The sequence below is a fragment of the Pseudochrobactrum sp. B5 genome, assembly GCF_001939785.1.
Taxonomy (GTDB): Bacteria; Pseudomonadota; Alphaproteobacteria; order Rhizobiales; family Rhizobiaceae; genus Pseudochrobactrum; species Pseudochrobactrum saccharolyticum.
In genome coordinates, this window is record NZ_MOYL01000001.1 from 681393 (window position 1) to 700602 (window position 19210).

The 19210-nt window shown below is 52.9% G+C and carries 17 protein-coding genes; 12 read left to right on the forward strand and 5 right to left on the reverse strand.

What is annotated here, in order from left to right; genetic code table 11:
- The first annotated feature begins 36 nt into the window (after positions 1-36).
- From BKD14_RS03060 to BKD14_RS03105, 10 genes are all read left to right on the forward strand, one after another.
- Positions 37-1086 (forward strand): ABC transporter substrate-binding protein, encoded by a 1050-nt coding sequence (locus tag BKD14_RS03060; RefSeq protein WP_075654224.1) that lies wholly within the window; start codon positions 37-39, stop codon positions 1084-1086.
- Between the two features lie 207 nt (positions 1087-1293).
- The gene (locus BKD14_RS03065) at positions 1294-1980 is read left to right on the forward strand and encodes a GntR family transcriptional regulator (RefSeq protein ID WP_075654225.1); all 687 of its coding nucleotides are present in this window, start codon (positions 1294-1296) and stop codon (positions 1978-1980) included.
- Between the two features lie 193 nt (positions 1981-2173).
- Positions 2174-3739 carry an ABC transporter substrate-binding protein gene (locus BKD14_RS03070; protein ID WP_075654226.1) on the forward strand — a complete coding sequence of 522 codons (1566 nt, stop codon included), beginning with the start codon at positions 2174-2176 and terminating at the stop codon, positions 3737-3739.
- Between the two features lie 266 nt (positions 3740-4005).
- Positions 4006-5544: an ABC transporter substrate-binding protein gene (locus BKD14_RS03075; protein WP_075654756.1), complete on the forward strand. Its 1539-nt coding sequence runs from the start codon at positions 4006-4008 to the stop codon at positions 5542-5544.
- A gap of 169 nt (positions 5545-5713) precedes the next feature.
- A complete protein-coding gene (locus BKD14_RS03080; RefSeq protein WP_022709824.1) occupies positions 5714-6685 on the forward strand; it encodes an ABC transporter permease in 972 nt (323 codons plus the stop codon).
- Between the two features lie 9 nt (positions 6686-6694).
- Positions 6695-7642 carry an ABC transporter permease gene (locus tag BKD14_RS03085; protein WP_075654227.1) on the forward strand — a complete coding sequence of 316 codons (948 nt, stop codon included), beginning with the start codon at positions 6695-6697 and terminating at the stop codon, positions 7640-7642.
- Between the two features lie 5 nt (positions 7643-7647).
- Positions 7648-8841: an amidohydrolase family protein gene (locus BKD14_RS03090; protein WP_075654228.1), complete on the forward strand. Its 1194-nt coding sequence runs from the start codon at positions 7648-7650 to the stop codon at positions 8839-8841.
- Positions 8838-10352, forward strand: a complete 1515-nt coding sequence (locus tag BKD14_RS03095; protein WP_075654229.1) for an amidohydrolase family protein — start codon at positions 8838-8840, stop codon at positions 10350-10352. Before BKD14_RS03090 ends, BKD14_RS03095 begins: the two co-directional genes overlap by 4 nt.
- A 1-nt stretch (position 10353) precedes the next feature.
- Positions 10354-11346, forward strand: a complete 993-nt coding sequence (locus BKD14_RS03100; protein ID WP_075654230.1) for an ABC transporter ATP-binding protein — start codon at positions 10354-10356, stop codon at positions 11344-11346.
- Between the two features lie 14 nt (positions 11347-11360).
- Positions 11361-12329: an ABC transporter ATP-binding protein gene (locus BKD14_RS03105; RefSeq protein ID WP_116087185.1), complete on the forward strand. Its 969-nt coding sequence runs from the start codon at positions 11361-11363 to the stop codon at positions 12327-12329.
- 148 nt (positions 12330-12477) lie between these two features.
- On the opposite strand, the gene BKD14_RS03110 is transcribed toward BKD14_RS03105, so the two are convergent.
- Together BKD14_RS03110 and BKD14_RS03115 are read right to left on the reverse strand one after the other, a co-directional pair.
- Positions 12478-13176, reverse strand: coding sequence for an aspartate/glutamate racemase family protein (locus tag BKD14_RS03110; protein ID WP_022710192.1), 699 nt, complete (start codon positions 13174-13176; stop codon positions 12478-12480).
- A gap of 4 nt (positions 13177-13180) precedes the next feature.
- On the reverse strand, positions 13181-13816 hold the full coding sequence (locus BKD14_RS03115) for a flavin reductase family protein (RefSeq protein WP_075654232.1): 636 nt from the start codon (positions 13814-13816) through the stop codon (positions 13181-13183).
- A 186-nt stretch (positions 13817-14002) separates the two neighbouring features.
- On the opposite strand from BKD14_RS03115, the gene BKD14_RS03120 reads away from it, so the two are divergent.
- Positions 14003-15193: a Xaa-Pro peptidase family protein gene (locus BKD14_RS03120; protein ID WP_075654233.1), complete on the forward strand. Its 1191-nt coding sequence runs from the start codon at positions 14003-14005 to the stop codon at positions 15191-15193.
- Positions 15194-15245: 52 nt separating this feature from the next.
- Here the strand turns inward: BKD14_RS03120 and BKD14_RS03125 are convergent, their stop codons facing one another.
- From BKD14_RS03125 to BKD14_RS03135, 3 genes are all read right to left on the reverse strand, one after another.
- Positions 15246-15533, reverse strand: a complete 288-nt coding sequence (locus tag BKD14_RS03125) for a PTS sugar transporter subunit IIB (RefSeq protein WP_075654234.1) — start codon at positions 15531-15533, stop codon at positions 15246-15248.
- 23 nt (positions 15534-15556) lie between these two features.
- Entirely contained in the window at positions 15557-16018 is a 462-nt protein-coding gene (locus BKD14_RS03130; protein WP_022710188.1) for a PTS sugar transporter subunit IIA, read from the reverse strand.
- Positions 16019-16089: 71 nt separating this feature from the next.
- Positions 16090-17499: a PTS transporter subunit IIC gene (locus tag BKD14_RS03135; protein ID WP_075654235.1), complete on the reverse strand. Its 1410-nt coding sequence runs from the start codon at positions 17497-17499 to the stop codon at positions 16090-16092.
- A 391-nt stretch (positions 17500-17890) separates the two neighbouring features.
- Between BKD14_RS03135 and BKD14_RS03140 the strand changes: the two genes are divergently transcribed.
- The gene (locus BKD14_RS03140; RefSeq protein WP_075654236.1) at positions 17891-19210 is read left to right on the forward strand and encodes an NAD(P)H-dependent oxidoreductase; all 1320 of its coding nucleotides are present in this window, start codon (positions 17891-17893) and stop codon (positions 19208-19210) included.

Sequence of the window (19210 nt, forward strand, 5' to 3'; positions counted from 1 at the left end):
GGCAATCTTTAATCTTCATAATGGGAGTAGCACGAAATGAATTCTAAACTGACAATGGTTTCCGTTCTGGCATTGGGTGCCGCTGCTGTTGCAACAGCTGCACAGGCAGAAACCAAGACACTCTATATCGGTATGAATGGCGGTAATTTTGAACGCGCTTATACCGAGCATGTTCTGCCGCCTTTTGAAAAAGCCAACAATGTTAAAGTTGTCGTGGTTCCGGGCACTTCGGCTGATATTCTGGCCAAAGCAACTGCCGCCAAAGACAATCCGCAGATGCATGTCATGCTGCTGGACGACGGCGTGATGGTACGCGCTATCGGCAGCAATCTTTGCCAGCCGATCTCTGATGATCCGGTGCTGAAAGAAATCCAGCCGGCAGCGCGTCTGAAAGACGATATGGCCATCGGCGTTGATATGGGCATGACCGGTCTTGCCTATAATAAAAAGCTGTTTGATGAAAAAGGCTGGGCAGCACCAACCTCATGGATGGATATGGCTGACCCTAAATTCGCCAATGCGGTTGTATTCCAGTCCGCTTCGGCATCCAGCTTTGGCCTGCACGCATTCCTGATGTTTAACCGTATTCAGGGCGGCGATGAAAACAATGTTGAGCCGGGTTTTGAGAAATTCTCCGATACCATCGGCAAGAATGTGATCGAGTTCATTCCAAGCTCGGCCAAAATCTCTGAAATGGTGCAGACCGGCGAAGCGGCTATTTTCCCGCTGACACCTACCGGCGTGAACAATCTGAAGGACAAGGGTATTCCGGTGGAATATGCGCAGCCTAAGGAAGGTTCGGTGGTTCTGGCCGTTACCCAATGTGTGATTGCCAATAATAGTGAGCCGGAACTGAGCCAGAAACTGGCACATTATCTGCTGTCCGCCGATGCCCAGAGCCTTGCTCTGGACAATGGAAACATCATTCCTTCGAACATCAATGCTAAGGCCGGCACTGAAGATGCAGCTGCTAAGCTCACAGCATTCCGTGGTTACATGGAAACTGCAAATGTTCTGGACTGGGATGCGGTCAATAAAAACCGTCAGGCATGGAACAGCCGCTGGAACCGTACAATCGAGCGCTAATCAGCCGCTTTTTGCGTGAAACTATATGGCCCGCGATCTCTGATCGCGGGCTTTTATTTTACCTTCTTGATATTTACACCTATTTGTCAGACATTCAGCAGCAATATTCAGAACAATCATGTCGACATTCTCTTGAAAATAATTAAACAGGCAGGATTATGCATGCCTGATACGAATTGAGAGATAAGTGAAATAACGGGAGTTTCCATGTCCAAGGCAGAAAGTGCCCAGGCTACGCCGGCAAGTCAGATATTTGACAGGATATGGCTCTCGATTGCCGAGCGGCGGCTGAAGCCCGGCACGCGGCTGAAAGAAGAAGAGCTGGCAGAAATTTTTGATGTCAGCCGTGCGCGTATCCGTCAGGCACTGGCTACGCTTGAGCGTGAAGGACTGGTAACAATTCAGGCCAATCGCGGTGCATTTGTATCAGAACCATCGGTGGAAGAAGCGCGGGATGTGTTCTATGCCCGCCGCGCTATTGAACATCGTGTGGTTGAGCGCCTGTGCGAGAATATCAATAAAGAGCATGTTCAGCGGCTGAATGCCCATGTGGAAGAAGAGCGCAATGCCGACCGGCAGGGCAATCGCACGGATATTATTCGTTTGTCCGGTGGTTTTCATCTGTTGCTGGCAGAGCTTGCAGGGTCATCTTTCCTCTATGGTATTGTCAAAGATCTGATCTCGCGCACATCGCTGATTACGGCCGTTTATCGCTCACGCCATTTGCATAATTGCGGGCCGGATGAGCATCAGGCAATTGTCGAACATATTGCGCGTGGTGACACGGAAACGGCAATCAAGGCCGTGATTGAACATCTCGACCGTGTGGAATGTGAGCTGGAACTGGAAGATGACAAAGATCAGTCCTCCAGCCTGCGCGCCGCATTGCTCTGATTTTCATTCATAATTACGCGATTTTTAGCTCCGGTAAGCCGCAGGCCTGCCGGAGTTTTTTATATTGTTTAAAATATTTGATGACAAATATGTTGACAATTATGTCTGCATAAAACATCGTCTCAATCCTGTTCGGCACTCTCCCGTCTGAGGAAAAGGAGGGTGCTGTTATCTGTCGGCGAGAGGGACGACTATGACTTCACTACTGAAAAAACTATTATTCTGTACGGTTGCAACCTGTATCAGCACAGCATCTTTTGCTGAGACACTGCGCTGGGGCGGTGCACGCGATATTTTCTCGCTGGATCCGTATTCCTATGGCAGCACGTCCAATCTGGCGTTTCTGAACCATATTTACGAAGGTCTGGTGCGCTATACGCCGGAGTTTGTTGTCGAGCCTGCGCTGGCAACCAGCTGGGAGCTGATCGACAATAAGGTCTGGCGCTTCAAACTGCGTGAAGGTGTGAAATTTCAGGACGGTTCCGATTTCACTTCCGCCGATGTGCTCGCTTCCATGAAGCGCGTCAGCCATCCGTCTTCACCGTTGCGCGGCAATATTCCGCTGTTTGTCGGCGCAACGGCTGTTGATGATTACACTGTTGATATTGAAGTTTCGTCGCCAAGCCCGCTTTTCCTGAACGACATGACCAATATTTTCATGTTTGACGGCGACTGGCTGGTGAAGAACAATTCTGAAATGCCGACCGATGTTGGTGGTCAGGTTGAAGGTTACACAACCTTCCACACCAATGGTACAGGCCCGTTCCAGCTCGAAAGCCGTGTGCCGGACAGCAAGACTATTCTGGTCAAACATAATGGCTGGTGGGATACTCCGAAGCACAATCTCGACCGTATTGAATTTACCCCGATTGCCTCGCCTGCAACCCGTGTTGCAGCCCTGCTGTCCGGTGAGATTGATCTGGTAGACGGTGTGCCGCTGCAGGATGTGAAGCGTCTGGAAAGCACGCCGGATATTCGTGTGGAGCAGCGTCCTGATCTGCGCACCATCAATCTGGTGTTCAACCGCAAGGAAAAGCTGAACGACGGCCGCGATAATTTCTTCAATGATATTCGTGTGCGTCAGGCAATTGACCATGCGATTGACCGTGATTTGCTGGCAAAACGCGTCATGCGCGGCATGACCCATACGGCCGGTACTGTCGTTGCGCCGGAAATTCCTGGCTATACGAAAGAGCTGGATATTCCGACAAAATATGATCCGGAACTGTCCAAGAAATTGCTGGAAGAAGCCGGTGCTGTCGGTACAGAATTCACCTATCTCTGCATGAATGATGAGAGCGTGAATGAAGAGGATGTCTGCTCGGTAATTGTCACCATGCTGAGCCGTGTCGGTCTGAAGCCGAAGCTGGATATCGGGCCGCGTGCTGTTCAGGCACCAAAACGCTCGAGCGGTAAATCCGATATGTTCATGATAGGTTGGGCGAATGAGCCGACACTGGATGCCTATTCCATTCTGGTGCAGGTTCTGTCATCGCGCAAAGGCGCTGCCGGTGTGGCAAACTATGGCGGCTGGTCTTATCCTGAACTCGATGTGCTGACGGAAAAAGCAGCGCTGGAAATGGATCGTGACAAGCGTCTGGCTTTGGAATCCGAGGCGCTCGGCATTGTTAAATCGGAAGTGATTATGATTCCGCTGCATCAGCAGCCAATGGCATGGGGCATGACCAAGAAGGTGGAGGATGTCACCATTCGTGCCGACAATAAGCCACGCCACTGGCTAACGCGTATTGCTAAATAAGCATAATATTTGCTGAATTTCGATATTTACAGCGCCTGCAAGGTTCATTTGCAGGCGCTGTTTCTGTTTTTGGATCGGGTTTTGCCCGATATTATCTGTTTGCTCTAATATTTTGTAAAAAAATATGTCGACAATTTAGTTGACAATGAATTCTGAATTCCACACACTCTCCCCGTCCGGACAAAACACCATCAAGAGTGAAGAGCCGGTTGTCTTTTTTGGGGAACAAATTCATGAAATTCAGAAAATCGATCCTCGCGGGTCTGATGGCTTTCGCATTAGGTCATACCGCGCATATTGCTTCTGCTGAGACTTTGCGCTGGGGCGCAGCGCATGATGTCTATTCGATGGACCCTTATTCCTACGGCGACAGCTATACGATTGCCTTTCTCAGCCACATTTATGAAGGGCTTGTGCGCTATAATGCCGATCTGAAGATCGAGCCTGCTCTTGCAACCAGCTGGGAGGTTGTCGGCGAGAACACATGGCGCTTTAATCTGCGCAAAGATGTGAAGTTCCATGACGGTGCGGATTTCACCGCTAAAGACGTTCTGGCTTCGCTCACCCGTGTAAGCCATCCGACATCGCCGCTGCGTGGTAATCTGCCGGCCTATAAATCCGCTAAAATTGTTGACGATTATACAATCGATATCGAGCTGACAGGCCCTTATCCGCTGCTGCTCAACGACCTGACCAATATTCATATGTTTGATGAAGACTGGCTGGTGAAAAACGATTCCCTGCTGCCGACCGATGTGGGCGGGCAGAAGGAAGGTTATGCGACCTATAACACCAATGGTACCGGCCCGTTCAAGCTGGAAAGCCGCGTGCCGGACAGCAAAACCATCCTGCTGAAAAATGAAGGCTGGTGGGATAAGCCGCAGCATAATATCGACAAGATCGAGTTCACCCCGATTACCTCTGCTGCAACCCGCGTAGCAGCGCTGCTTGGCGGCGATGTGGATTTCTCTGAATCCGCGCCGACACAGGATCTGGCGCGTCTGGCATCAGCTCCGGGTCTGCGCCTGATGGAGCGCACCGATCTGCGCACTGTATTTGTCGGTTTCCAGCGTCGTGAGAAGCTGCACAACGGTGATGAAAACCAGTTCAACAAGCTGGGCGTGCGTCAGGCTTTTGCCCATGCGCTGGATATGGATCTGATTAAAAAGCGCATTATGCGTGATAAATCCCGCAATGCCGGTACGATTATTGCACCGGAAATTCCGGGCTATGTGCCGGAGCTGGACACGCTCTACGGCTATGATGTGGACAAGGCGAAATCGCTGCTGAAGGAAAACGGCGCGGAAGGCTTCCCGTTCACGCTGGTCTGCACCTATGAAAACTACCTGAATGAAGAAGAACTGTGCAACGGTATGGTTTCCATGCTGACCCGTGCCGGTTTCAAGCCGTCTCTGGATATCGGGCCGACAGCCGTACAGGCACCAAAACGTACAGCCGGTCAGGCCGATGCCTATATTCTCGGCTGGGCTAATGAGCCGATGCTCGACAGCTATTCCATTCTGATGCAGGTCATCCAGACCAAATCCGGTGTTGCCGGTGTATTCAACTGGGGCGGCTGGTCCTATCCGGAACTGGACGAGCTGGTGACAACAGCCTCCACGGAAATGGATCGTGAGAAGCGTCTGGCCTTGCAGACACAGGCACTGGAAATCGTCAAAAAAGAAATCATCCAGTTGCCGCTGCACCAGCAGCCGATTGCATGGGTTCTCACCGACAAAGTGGAAAGCGTTGTCCAGCAGGCTGATAACAAGCCGCGCCACTGGCTGACTGTTCTGAAGAAATAACAAGACCAAGCGCATTCCGAAAGTGTGAAGCGGTTTTCGGATTAAAATGCGCGTTAACTCAAAGAAACAGAGCATTTTCAACATATTAAACTGCTTAGAAAATGCTCTGTCTATGCCGCGGTCATACAGATTGCGGCATAGCATGATTATCCTTGGGAGAGGGAACTGAATGCTTGTATTTATAATCAAGCGACTGGCAAATGCGGCGATGGTTATGCTCGCCGTGGCATTGCTGGCTTTCATGATTTTCCGTTTTGCGGGCGATCCTGTTGAACTGATGGCCAATGAACAGATGAGCCAGATCGACCGTGACAATCTGCGCGAGCGTCTGGGGCTGAATGACGGTTTTATCACGCAATATGCGCGATTTGTCAGCGATGCTGTTCAGGGCAATTTCGGTATTTCCTATCGTAACGGTCAGGAAGTGCTGGGGCTGATCGCCGAGAGCTTTCCCGCAACGATGGAGCTGGTGATTGTCGCCACGCTGCTGTCGCTGATTATCGGTATTCCGATGGGGGTAATTACGGCCATCCATCGTGGCAAATGGTATACGGAACTGTTCCAGTTCGCTTCAATCATCGGCGTGTCTTTGCCGAGTTTTGTGGTCGGTATTCTGCTTATTCTCGTCTTCTCGGTAAGTCTTGGTTTGCTGCCTGCCTTTGGCCGCGGTGATGTCGTGCAGCTCGGCTGGTGGTCGACAGGCTTCCTCACCCATTCCGGACGCATGGCGCTGATCCTGCCATCCATTGCATTGTCGCTCTATCAGATTACGCTGATTATGCGTCTGGTGCGCGCTGAAATGCTGGAAACCCTGCGCTCCGATTTTGTCAAATTCGCCCGCGCCCGTGGTATTCCGCGCTATCGCATCTATTTCCGCCATGCACTGCGCAACTGCTTAATGCCGGTTGTAACTATGACCGCGATGAATGTCGGATCGCTGATCGCTTTTGCGCTGATTACCGAGACCGTGTTCCAGTGGCCGGGCATGGGAATGCTGTTCATTCAGGCTGTGACATTTATCGATATTCCGGTAATGGCCGCCTATCTTTGCATTGTTTCTTTCATCTTTGTTGCGCTGAATACGCTTGTTGATATCACCTATGCTGTGATTGATCCGCGCCTGCGCGCCGCTACACGTTAAGGGGCAGACATGACAGACAAAATAAACGCCCCGATTGTGAAACCGCAAAGCCGCTGGCAGCGTATGCGCGACAGTGATCTCTGGTGGTCATTCACCCGTAATAAACCGGCAATGATTGCAGCCTTTCTGCTGTTTTTCATGATCGTGACCGCTTTTGCTGCGCCGCTGATCGCACCACAAAATCCGTTTGATCCGGCACAGCTTGATCTGTGGAATTCCGAACTGCCGCCGATCTGGAGTGCTGACGGTCAGTGGCCTTATCTACTGGGTACAGACACACAGGGACGCGATATTCTCTCCGCCATTCTTTATGGCTCACGTATCTCCATCCTGATCGGCGTGGCTTCCGTTGTGCTGTCGCTGATCGTGGGTTTGAGCTTTGGTCTGATCGCCGGTTATATGCAGGGCATTATCGATAATCTGCTGATGCGTATCGGTGATGTGCTCCTCTCAATCCCGACCATTCTGATCGCTATTCTGGTCAGCGCCGTGGTGCGCCAGATGCTGCCTGCCGATCTGCGTGACTATGCGGCTGCCGGTGTTCTGGTGCTGGCGATTACATTGTCCGGCTGGGTGCAATATGCCCGTACCGTGCGTGCGCAGACCATTGTTGAGCGCTCCAAGGAATATGTTCAGGCTGCACGTCTGCTCAAGGTGCCTGCACGCCGCATCATGATGTACCACATTCTGCCGAATACGCTGACGCCGATCCTTGTGGCAGCGACGCTCAATTTCGGTATGGCAATTCTCACTGAAGCCACGCTCTCCTTCCTTGGTATCGGTATGCCGCCGAGCCAGCCGAGCCTTGGCACACTGATCCGTCTGGGCAACCAGTTCCTGTTCTCCGGCCTGTGGTGGATCACCGTTTTCCCTGTTCTGCAGCTCTGTCTGCTCGTTGTTTCTGTCAACGTGCTCGGCGACTGGCTGCGCGATGCCCTTAATCCGAAACTGAGGTAAAATTTATGTCTGATCTTTTGTTGCGCAATGTGCGCCCGCAGGCAGGTGCTGTCACCGATATTCTGATCCGTAATGGTCGTATCGCTGAATACGGAACCAATCTCAGTGCGGATGGTGTGGCTGTTGAAGACGGTCAGGGACATATTGTTATCCCTGGTCTGATTGATGCTCATACCCATCTGGATAAAACCAATTGGGGTCTCGACTGGCATGTGAACGGCAAGCAGGCAAGTTTGCGTGAGCGTATTGATTTTGAACGTGAAAAGCGTCTTGAAATCGGTCTTGATCCGCATATTCAGTCGATGCGCCATGCGATCGGCCTGATTGCTCACGGCTCCAGCCATATCCGCAGCCATGTGGATATTGATACGACCCATGGTCTGAAAATTCTCGAAGGCGTGTTTGAAACCCGCGAGAAACTCAAAGACCTGATCGACATCGAAATCGTGGCTTTCCCGCAATCCGGTCTGATGGTAATGCCGGGTACACTGGAGTTGCTGGATGAAGCGCTGAAACAGGGCTGTGAAGTGCTGGGCGGTATTGATCCTTGCGGTATCGACCGTGATCCGAAAGGCCAGCTGGATGCACTGTTTGCGCTTGCCGTAAAACATGGCAAGCCGATTGATATTCACCTGCACGAACTGGGTGAGCTCGGTGCTTTCACCATGGAACTGATTTTCGAGCGTATCCGCGCCAATGGCATGCAGGGTAAAGTCGCGATCAGCCATGCTTTCACACTTGGTGCGAATGATTATCTGCGCGTGTCGAGCTTGCTTGAGCAGCTGGCAGAGCTGGATGTCGCCATCCTCACCACCGGCGCGCCTTCTGTTCCGGTTCCGTCTGTACTGCGCCTCAAAGAAGCAGGCATCCGCATGGGTGCCGGTTGTGACGGTATCCGCGACACATGGGGCCCGTGGGGGCAGCCGGATATGATTGATCGTGCCAAAGTCATTGGCATGAAAAACGGCCTGCGCCGTGACGTGGATCTGGAACATGTGCTGCATATCTGCTCTCAGGGCGGCGCTGATGTGATGCAGCTGGAAGGCTATGGTCTGGATGTTGGCTGCAAGGCTGACATGACATTGCTCACCGGTCAGACACTGGCACATGCGGTGGTTGATGTTGCGCCGCGCCCGCTGGTGATTAAAGGCGGTCGCGTTACTGCGCGTAACGGTACAGCAGTGGTGGAAATGCCATGAAGGACAAGACACAATTCACTGCACTTGAAAGCCTGAAACTGGGTGCGCGTCCTGAGGGGCGCACACTGCTCACAGCACAATGGGTGCTGGGGCATATTGATGGCCAGCATCGCCTGTATAAAAATGGGGAAGTGGTGATCGAAGACGGCACGGTGCTGTTTGTCGGTCACGATTTTGCCGGTGAGGTTGCGCGTCGTATTAATCTCGGCAATGCACTCATCAGTCCGGGGCTGATCGATCTCGATGCACTGTCTGATCTCGACACGACCATTCTCGGTATTGACCATCATCCGGGTTGGGCGAAAGGCCGTGTCTGGCCGAAGTCCTATATCGACAGCGGCCCTTATGAAATGTACAGCCAAGAAGAACTGGCTTTCCAGAAACGCTTTGCTTTCGGTCAGCTGCTGCAAAACGGTATCACCACAGCGGCACCGATTGCCTCGCTGTTTTACCGTGAATGGGGTGAAACCGTTGCGGAATTTGATGCAGCAGCGGATGCAGCCGGTGATCTCGGCCTGCGCGTTTACTTAAGCCCTGCTTACCGTTCCGGCGGCATGATGCTGGCGGAACCGGGTAAGATTGTACCGGTCTTTAACGAAGAGCGCGGCTTTGCCGGTCTCAAGGATGCAGCTGATTATATTGCCCGTCAGAATGGCCGTCATGGTGATCTGGTGCGCGGTATGCTGGCGCCGGATCGCGTGGAAACCTGCACCGCTGATTTGTTGAAGCGCACGCAGGATGTGGCGCGTGAGCTGGATTGCAAAATCCGTCTGCATATGGCGCAGGGTCAGATGGAAGTGGAAACCGTGCGCAGCCTTCACGGCACGACAGCACCGGTTTGGCTCAACAGCCTTGGCGTGCTCAATGACCGGATTATTGCTCCTCATGCCACCAATGCTACAGATGAAGATCTGACACTTTATGCGCAAAATAATGTGTCGATCATTCACTGTCCGCTGGTTTCAGCCCGTGGCGGCAGCACGCTGAAGTCGTTCTCCAGTGTGAAAAAGCGCGGCATCAATATTGCTATGGGCACCGACACCACACCGCCCGATATGCTGATGAATCTGCTGATCGGGTTGATTACCTGCCGTATCAATGACGGTACACCGGAGAGCATCCGTTGCGCTGATCTGTTTGATGCTGCCACACTGGGCGGTGCCAAAGCCTTGGATCGTGATGATCTTGGCCGTTTGCAGACGGGTGCCAAGGCAGATATTGCCGTGTTCGGTCTTGATGATACATTCATGGCGCCAAGCATTGATCCGATCACCACGCTGGTTACCGGCGGTTCCGGAAAAGTCACCAAAGCCGTGTTTGTCGATGGTCGTCTGTCGATGCGTCACGGTGAAGTTGCAGGCATTGATATGCAGGCAGCACGCGCACAGGCACAGGCACAATATGACGGCCTGATCGCCAAATATCCTGAGCGTTCCTACAATAATCCACCGGTATCAGAGATTTTCCCGCCGAGCTACCCGCTGGCAGGCAAACATGGAGAGGAAGCATAATATGGCAGATACCTCATCCAATAAACCGACCCTTGAGGTCAAAAATCTGCGGGTGGATTTTCCGGGCAGACGCGGTACACTGACTGCCTTGTCCGATGTCAGCCTGTCGATCATGCCAGGAGAAATTCTCGGCGTGGTCGGTGAATCCGGTGCCGGTAAATCCATGACCGGTCTGGCCGTGCAGGGCTTGCTTGAATCACCGGGGCACATTGCCGGTGGTGAAGTTTTGCTCAATGGCCGCCGGATTGATAATCTCAGTGACAAGGAAATGCAGAAAATCCGCGGCCGTGAAATCGGTGCGATTTTTCAGGATCCGCTGACCTCGCTTAACCCGCTTTTCACCATCGGATCACAGCTGGTGGAAACCATTACCCAGCATTTAGCCTTAAATCGCACACAGGCGCTGGAACGGGCGATTTCGCTGTTGAAAGAAGTGGGTATTCCGGCACCGGAAGACCGCATCAATCATTATCCGCACCAGTTCTCCGGCGGTATGCGTCAGCGCGTAGTGATTGCACTGGCACTGGCCGCAGAACCAAAACTGATTATCGCGGATGAGCCGACAACCGCGCTCGATGTGTCTATTCAGGCGCAGATCACTTCGCTGCTGCGTCGTCTCTGCAAAGAACATGGCACAGCGGTGATGCTGGTAACTCATGATATGGGTGTGATTGCAGAAACTGCTGATCGTGTGGCGGTGATGTATGCCGGACGGCTGGTGGAAAACGGCCCCGTTGAAACCGTGCTGAAAAACCCGAGCCATATGTATACGCGTGGTTTGATGAGTTCCATTCCGGCGCTCGGAAAGCGCGTGGAACGGCTCAACCAGATTGACGGTTCCATGCCGCGTCTCGATGCTATTCCGAGCGGTTGTGCCTTCAATTCGCGCTGCGTGAAAGCCTTTGACCGTTGCCATAAGGAACGGCCTGATCTGATGCCGGTTGCCGGCGGATCAGGTGTCAGTGCCTGCTGGCTCAATGCGGGAGCTGCCTGATGAATGATATTGCTATGAAACAGTCACCTGCCGCTCTTGAAGTCAAAGATTTAAGCATTTGCTTCGATGTTTCCGCACCGTGGCTCAATCGTGTGATCGAGCGCAAACCGCGCCAGATGCTGCATGCGGTCAATGATATCAGTTTCAGCGTGCCGCAGGGCGGGTGTTTGAGCCTTGTTGGTGAATCCGGTTGCGGCAAGTCCACTGTGGCGCGTCTGGTGACCGGTCTTTACCGTCCGAGCAATGGCGAAATCCGTTTTGCACCGTCCAAAAACGGTGCGCCGCTGTCGGCACATATGATCTTTCAGGATCCTTATGCCAGCCTCAATCCGCGCTGGCGGGTGCACAGCATTATTGCTGAACCGCTGCGTGAACTGAAACTGCGTAAGACTGAAGCCGAGATCAATGACCGTGTGGAAGAATTGCTGAAAATCGTTGGTCTTGCACCATCGGACGGCAAGAAATTCCCGCATGAATTTTCCGGCGGTCAGCGTCAGCGTATTTCGATTGCCCGTGCACTTGCCGGTGAACCGGAATTTCTGGTTTGCGATGAGCCGACTTCGGCACTGGACGTTTCCGTACAGGCGCAAATTCTCAATCTGATGCGCAAGCTTCAGGATGAGCTTGGCCTGACCTTCCTGTTCATCAGCCATGATATGAGCGTTGTCCGCCATATGTCGGATCGTATTGCGGTGATGTATCTGGGGCGGATTGTTGAGGAAGCGGACACGGAAACCCTGTTTTCCGATCCGAAACATCCTTACACACGCCTGCTTTTGGAAACGATCCCGAATATTGCCGAACCGCATCGTGACCGTGTGATCGGTGGTGGCGAAGTACCAAGTCCGCTGAAACCACCTTCGGGTTGTACTTTCCATCCGCGTTGTGCCTTTGCCGACAGCCGCTGCTCGGCAACAAAACCGGAAATGAAAGCCTATGATGACGGCAGCCGCGTTGCCTGTCATCGCATTGGTGAAATCTAAAGAACCCTCCGTGCCGGATGTCTTCGGATATCCGGCACCATCCGGCAAAAGGCGGCAGAGGTCACTCTGTCGTCTTTTGTTTTTTACCCATTTAAAAGCCTCCGGACATTGCTGGCCGGAGGCTTTTAAATAGCGTTGATGGGTGTGGTTATTTCACGCGCGGATAATCATAAGCACCGGCTTTGGAGGTGCGGTATCCGGCACTGACATAGGCTTCAGCAAGTTTGACAGCGGCGGTTACACCGTCAATCACCGGTAGGCCGCAGCGCTGCTCCAGCCGCTCGCACAGTTCAGACATACCGGCACAGCCGAGCACAATCGCCTCAGCATGGTCTTCGCGTTTGGCGCGCTCGATTTCCTGCACCAGCATTTCTTCCGTGTGGCAGGCATCGTCTTCCAGCGCCAGCACCGGCATATCAATGGAGCGTACGCGACGACAATGATGGGTGGCACCATATTCCTGCACCAGATCCTCAATAATCGGCACCGAGCGGGGCAGGGTGGTGACGACGGAAAAGCGTTTGGAAATGGTCATGGCAACCTGCACAGCGGCCTGACAAATGCCGAAAACCGGCCCTCCTGCAACTTCACGCGCGGCGTCCAGTCCGGGGTCATCAAAGCAGGCAACGACATAGGCATTAAAGCCCTTCGCTTCACCTTCGCGGATGAGCTGCAGCATTGACGGAACGGCCATCGCTTCGTCAGCATGACCTTCAATACTGCGCGGGGTGTCTGCCGGATTGATCGCTTCAATGACAGTGGTCGGCAAAGCTGCGCGGCGGGCGCTGCGTTCTGCCTGATCGGTCATGGACTGGGTGGAGTTCGGATTGATAAGGAGTATGCGCAAGGGCTTAGCCTTTATTGGTCAGACGATCCTGAAACGCAGCTAATCCCGGCGATTTCAGAACGAACTGGTTATCGGAAGCGATGTAATTATCGGCATGCAGACGGGCGATTGGCTGATAAGTGTCCGGATTGACGTAACGGCCAGCATCATCCAGACAGTCGCGGCGCACATGCATATGCACAACCTCGCCAAGTACGATGACGCGGCGCTCATAATCAATCAGCCGTTCCACACGACACTCCATCGAGCAAGGAGAAGCCGGAAGCCAGCGGGAGCAAACCTGCGCACCTTCCTGCGATGACAGTCCGGCCATTGCCACTTCGTCAACATCCGGCTCAAAGCCGAGACCGCAAACCAGCATGGCATCGGAAAGCGCCATATCCACCATATTCACGGTAAATTCCTGTGTTCTGCGGATATTGAGAACCGTATCCTTTTCCCGCCCGTCCTGCCTTGTCTGAATACCGAGAATGACAATCGCAGGATCATGGGAAAAGACGTTGAAAAAGCTCATCGGGGCGGCATTGTCCTGCCCGTTTTCCGCGCGGGTTGTGACCAGAGCAATCGGGCGCGGGCCGACAAAATTTGTCAGCAGCCGGTAGCGATCCTGCGGATCCATACGCGTGAAATCAAAATCCATTCATGTTCCCCCGTTTATTGTTGTGGAGTCGGCTCAGCTTAGAAAAATTCGCTAATATTGTCTACAAATATGTTGTCAATAATTTCCGTCTTTGTTTGCAATTAAAGAAAAGAAATTTGCTATATTCAGCGATGTGAAGCTGATATATGAGATTGCAAATTCTGAAAGAGACGGAAGGTCTGACTGATGATTGGTGGTTCTGATTACGCTACAGAGCTGAACGCAATTCGCCCTTGGACAGATATTGCACCGGCAATATCAGTCGCTGAGCGGCTGGAGCGTATTGAAAAAGCCCGCAGACTGATGGCGGAAAGCGGTGCAGATGTGCTGATCGTCGGCGCAGGCACCAGTCTCAATTATTTCACCGGTATCGGCTGGGGCATGATCGAACGTCTGGTGGCGATGGTGTTGCCGCTGAAAGGCGAACCCTATCTGGTCTGTCCGGCTTTTGAAGCGGGGTCGCTGGAAGCCGTGCGTATTATGGATGCGCGCATCCGCCTCTGGGAAGAGCATGAAAGCCCGTCTGAGCTGGTGGCGCAAATTCTGCAGGACGAGAATTGTAAGGTTCTGGCTATTGATCCGGCGCTGCCATTCGGCATGGCGAGTAGCATCGGCAAAGCTGCACCTTCCGTCACCTTGCAGGATGCAACAGCGATTATTGATGGCTGCCGTAGTGTGAAGTCACCGGCAGAAATCGGGATCATGAAACAGGCCATGCAGATGACACTGGAAGTGCATCGTCGCGCTGCCCGTATTCTGCATGTGGGTATCAAAGCCAGTACTGTGCGCACATTCATCAATGAAGCGCATAAGGCTATTGGCAGCAATGGCAGCACTTTCTGCGCCGTGCAATTCGGCCGCTCAACGGCTTTCCCGCATGGTTTGCCGCAGGATGATGTGCTGGCCGAAAATGACGTGGTGCTGGTGGATACCGGCTGTCTGGTGCAGGGGTATAATTCCGACCTGACCCGCACCTATATTTTCGGCACGCCGACCTCTGAGCAGCAGCACATCTGGGATATTGAAAAAGAAGCGCAGCTTGCAGCTTTTTCTGCCGCGAAGATCGGTGCAACCTGCGGCTCCGTGGATGATGCAGCGCGTGTAGTGCTGGAGCGACATGGTCTGGGGCCGGATTATCAATTGCCGGGTTTGCCGCACCGTACCGGCCACGGCATCGGTATGACCATTCACGAGGCACCTTATCTGGTGCGCGGTAATCAGACAGTTTTGCAAGCAGGTATGTGCGCTTCCAATGAGCCGATGATTGTCGTGCCAGAACAATTTGGCATCCGTCTGGAAGATCATTTCTATATGACTGAGCAGGGCGCTGAATGGTTCACCGAGCCGTCATTCAGCATGACGCAACCGTTCGGTTAAAAAACTAAAAGCCGCTCAAAACTGAGCGGCTTTTTTGTTTCCGGAGCGTGAATTATTTGCGCAACTCGGCTTCAATTTTATCCAGAACCTTGTCTTTGCCGATACCGGTCAGAAAGGCCAGACCTTTAATGACCGGTTTGGTCACAGATGCTGAGATCGGTGTGGTCGAGACGATGAAATCCACATTATCAGCAAGAGAAGGCACTTCCGTAGCTTTGGCCTGCTGAGCGTTGAAAGTGAGACCGCGCTTTTTCATTTCCTCGGTTACAGTGGCATTCACCGCTGTTGAGGTGGCGATGCCGGTGCCGCAGGCAAAGAGAATGGTTTTCTGTTTAGCCATGAGGTCGCTCCTTATAATATTATTTAACCGAGTAGTTTTTTAAGGTCGTCTGTTGTCTGTGCCAGTTTCAGCCCGTCGAGAATCTCCGGTGACTGAATTGCGCCCATGATAGATTGCAGTGTTTCAATCTGCTTGTCCTTGTCATTAATGGCAAGCAGGAACACGGTGCCGACGCCGACTGTTTCATCCGGATCTTCCATATTTGCGAAATCAACCGGTGTTTTCAGCGTGGCCATGGCAATTGCTGCTTTCAGCACATGCTCAGGATCAGTGTGCGGCACAGCCACATTGTCAGTGCGCTCCAGCGGCAGGCCGGTCGGCATGGATTGTTCGCGTTTCACAACCGCATCGGCATAGCTGTCTTTGACATAGCCGAGCTGATGCAACCGGCTGGCCAGGAGACGGATAACCTCCTCATTGGTTTTTGCCTCAACGCCGAGCAGAATTGCATCGGCTGTAAGGGAATTGAAGAGGCTGGTAGCCATCCTGTTTCTCCGTTTGCTATGAATATTGTGCATTTACCCCGCGATAACGGGGTAAATGCTTCAGATGATTGTCAGGCTGCGGCCTGATCTGCAGGCTCATCAGCGGCACCGGCTGCACGCTCCCAAGCCAGCGTATTGCGGCGGTAGAGTACAAACAGAGCAGCCACAACTACAGCCAGTACACCGATACCGGCAACGCCAAGCCATTGAATTGCTTCAATGATAACATATGGAATCCACAGGAAGCCATCGACCACCGAAGTAATCTGCAAAGCATTATCCGGCAGCTTGAAGCCCGAAGAGACGGCGGCGCTGGTGAATAGCGGTGCCAGAGCATTAGCCACATAGAAGCCGATTGTCAGCGTGATTGTACCGACAATAACCATGCGGAACACATTGCCTTTCAAAAGCGGGGCGGTAAGCGCCACAATGAAAGGAATAACCGCAAGATCAGCAAACAGGATAACGCGGTTGCCCGGCAGGATAACCGAGAGCAGGATCGCAATCGGCACAAGGATCAGCGATGAAGAAATCGCAGCCGGATGACCGATCAGGATTGCTGAATCAAGGCCGACCAGCAATTCGCGGTCGCCGGTGCGCTTGCGCACAAATTCCTGCGCGGCATCAGATACCGGTAACAAGCCTTCCATCAGGATTTTTACCATGCGCGGCAGCAGCAGCATTACAGCGGCCAGTGTCATGCCGGTGCCGAGAACTTTAGCCAGTACCGTGCCGAAATCACCGGCATTGTAGAAAGCGATGGTTCCCAGAACCAGACCGATAATCAGGCCGAGCACCACCGGTTCCCCGAAAACACCGAAGCGACGTTCAATGGTTTCTGTGCTGATATTGACTTTGTTAATGCCCGGAATGCGGTCGAGAACCCAGTTTACGACAATGGCAATCGGCAGAATTTGCGCTGATGCAATATGCGGCACGGAAATGCCCGGCACATCATAGAATTGCTGAACGGCACGCGCTGACCAGTCGGCAAACAGCAGCGACAGCGCGGCAACCAGAGCGGCAATGGCAATACCATAGGCCAGATTGTCGGTCGCAGCGACAACGAGCGAGCCGATAAAGGCGAAGTGCCAGAAGTTCCACACGTCAACATTGAGTGTGCGTGTCCAGCGCATCAGCAGCAATGCAATATTGACCGCGATGCCGACCGGAATAACCCACAGGCCGACGGAAGAGCCGAAGGCAATGGCGGCGGCGGAAGGCCAGCCCACATCAACAATGTCACGCTTGATACCGGTATTGGTAACGATTGCCTGTGCAACTTCACCGATTGAGGTGAACATCAGGCCAAGCACCAGATTGATACCGATAAAGGCAACGCCGATGGTGACGGCCGCGCGAAACGCTTTGCCGACCTTTGCCCCAAGGATGACGGCGATAATAAAGATCACGATTGGCAGCAGGACTGTTGGTCCCAGTGTATCAATCGCGGATTTCAAGTCATTCAGGAATTCATTCATATCTCCAAGCCTCCCGGGATATGTAAGAGCGTTATTATGTTGTGATGCAACATTTGTTTTTTAGTTAATACCAAAGTGTATCTGCGAAATTTATATCCAAGTCAATCGGGGGCAAATGTGACCTGAAGAATTTCGCTCTTAATAAGCCGTGTTTTTAGCGGAAAATATACAGAAATTTACGCAGCTCAGAATTTTTTCCTGATGCTGCGCATTGGTTTTCGTGACGCTGCTGCGGCGTGGTTTTACGCTTTTGTACCGTCACCTGCGACTGTTTTACTGCAGATGAATTGAACAGAGGTATTGACTTGGATACAAATGTTCAATACCCGATTATAGAACTGATAAAATCAGACAGAGCGTCAAGCACCCAAAACGCTCTCAGGAGGAACTCATGACCACCAATGTTGCGCTGACAGGGCTTGCCCGCGATATGAAAGCCCGTGCTGATAGCGGCAGGCCAATTCGTATCGGCCTGATCGGATCAGGTGAAATGGGTACGGATATTGTGACCCGTGTTGCGCATATGCCTGGTATTGAGATTGGTGCTATTTCCGAATTGCGAGTGCCGAATGCGCTGAAAGCTGTCGATATTGCTTTTCAGGAAAGCGGTCATGGCCGCGAGGTTAATACGGCATCCGACCTGACCGCTGCTATGGAAGCGCACAAAGTTGCTGTTACCGACAATGCCGATCTGATCCTTGAGAATGATCTGATTGATGTGGTGATCGATGCGACGGGCGTGCCAGCCGTCGGCGCGGAAATCGGTCTGCGTGCCATGGAGCACGGAAAACATCTCGTCATGATGAATGTTGAAGCGGATGTGACCATCGGCGCTTATCTGAAAAGCGAAGCGGATCGCCTCGGCGTCACCTATTCGCTTGGTGCCGGTGACGAGCCGTCTTCCTGCATGGAGCTGATCGAGTTTGTTTCCGCTATGGGACACCCGATTGTCGCTGCCGGTAAAGGTAAAAACAATCCGCTCAATATTGATGCGGTGCCGGACGCCTATATGGAAGAAGCCATCCGCCGTAATATGAATGTGCGCATGCTGGTGGAGTTCGTTGACGGTTCCAAAACCATGGTGGAAATGGCGGCAATCGCCAATGCCACCGGTCTGGTGCCCGACAAAGCCGGTATGCACGGCCCTGCCGCAACCCTCGACCAGCTCTCCTCAACACTGATCCCTGAAAAAGACGGCGGCGTGCTCTCCCGTGTGGGTGTGGTTGATTACACCATCGGCAAAGGCGTGGCTCCGGGTGTATTCGTGGTTGCGGACATGTCCCATCCGCGTATTGCCGAGCGTATGGAAGACCTGAAAATGGGCAAAGGCCCGTATTTCACATTCCATCGTCCGTATCACCTGACCTCGCTGGAAGTGCCGCTGACCTGCGCCCGCGTCGTGCTCTATGGCAAGCCGGATATGGTGCCGCTGGATAAGCCTGTGGCGGAAGTCGCAGCTGTGGCCAAGAAGGATATGGCGGTCGGTGAAACCCTCGATGCCATCGGTGAATATTGCTACCGCGCATGGATCATGACTGCCGGTGAAGCCCGCGCCGCTAAAGCCATTCCATGTGGTTTGCTGCAGGGCGGTATCGTTACTGCGCCGATCAAAAAAGGTGAGTTGATCACCTATGCCAATGCCGCTGTGGCTGCAGGTTCCAAGATCGCAGAATTGCGCGACCGTCAGGACAGGCTGGTCTACGGCGCCTGA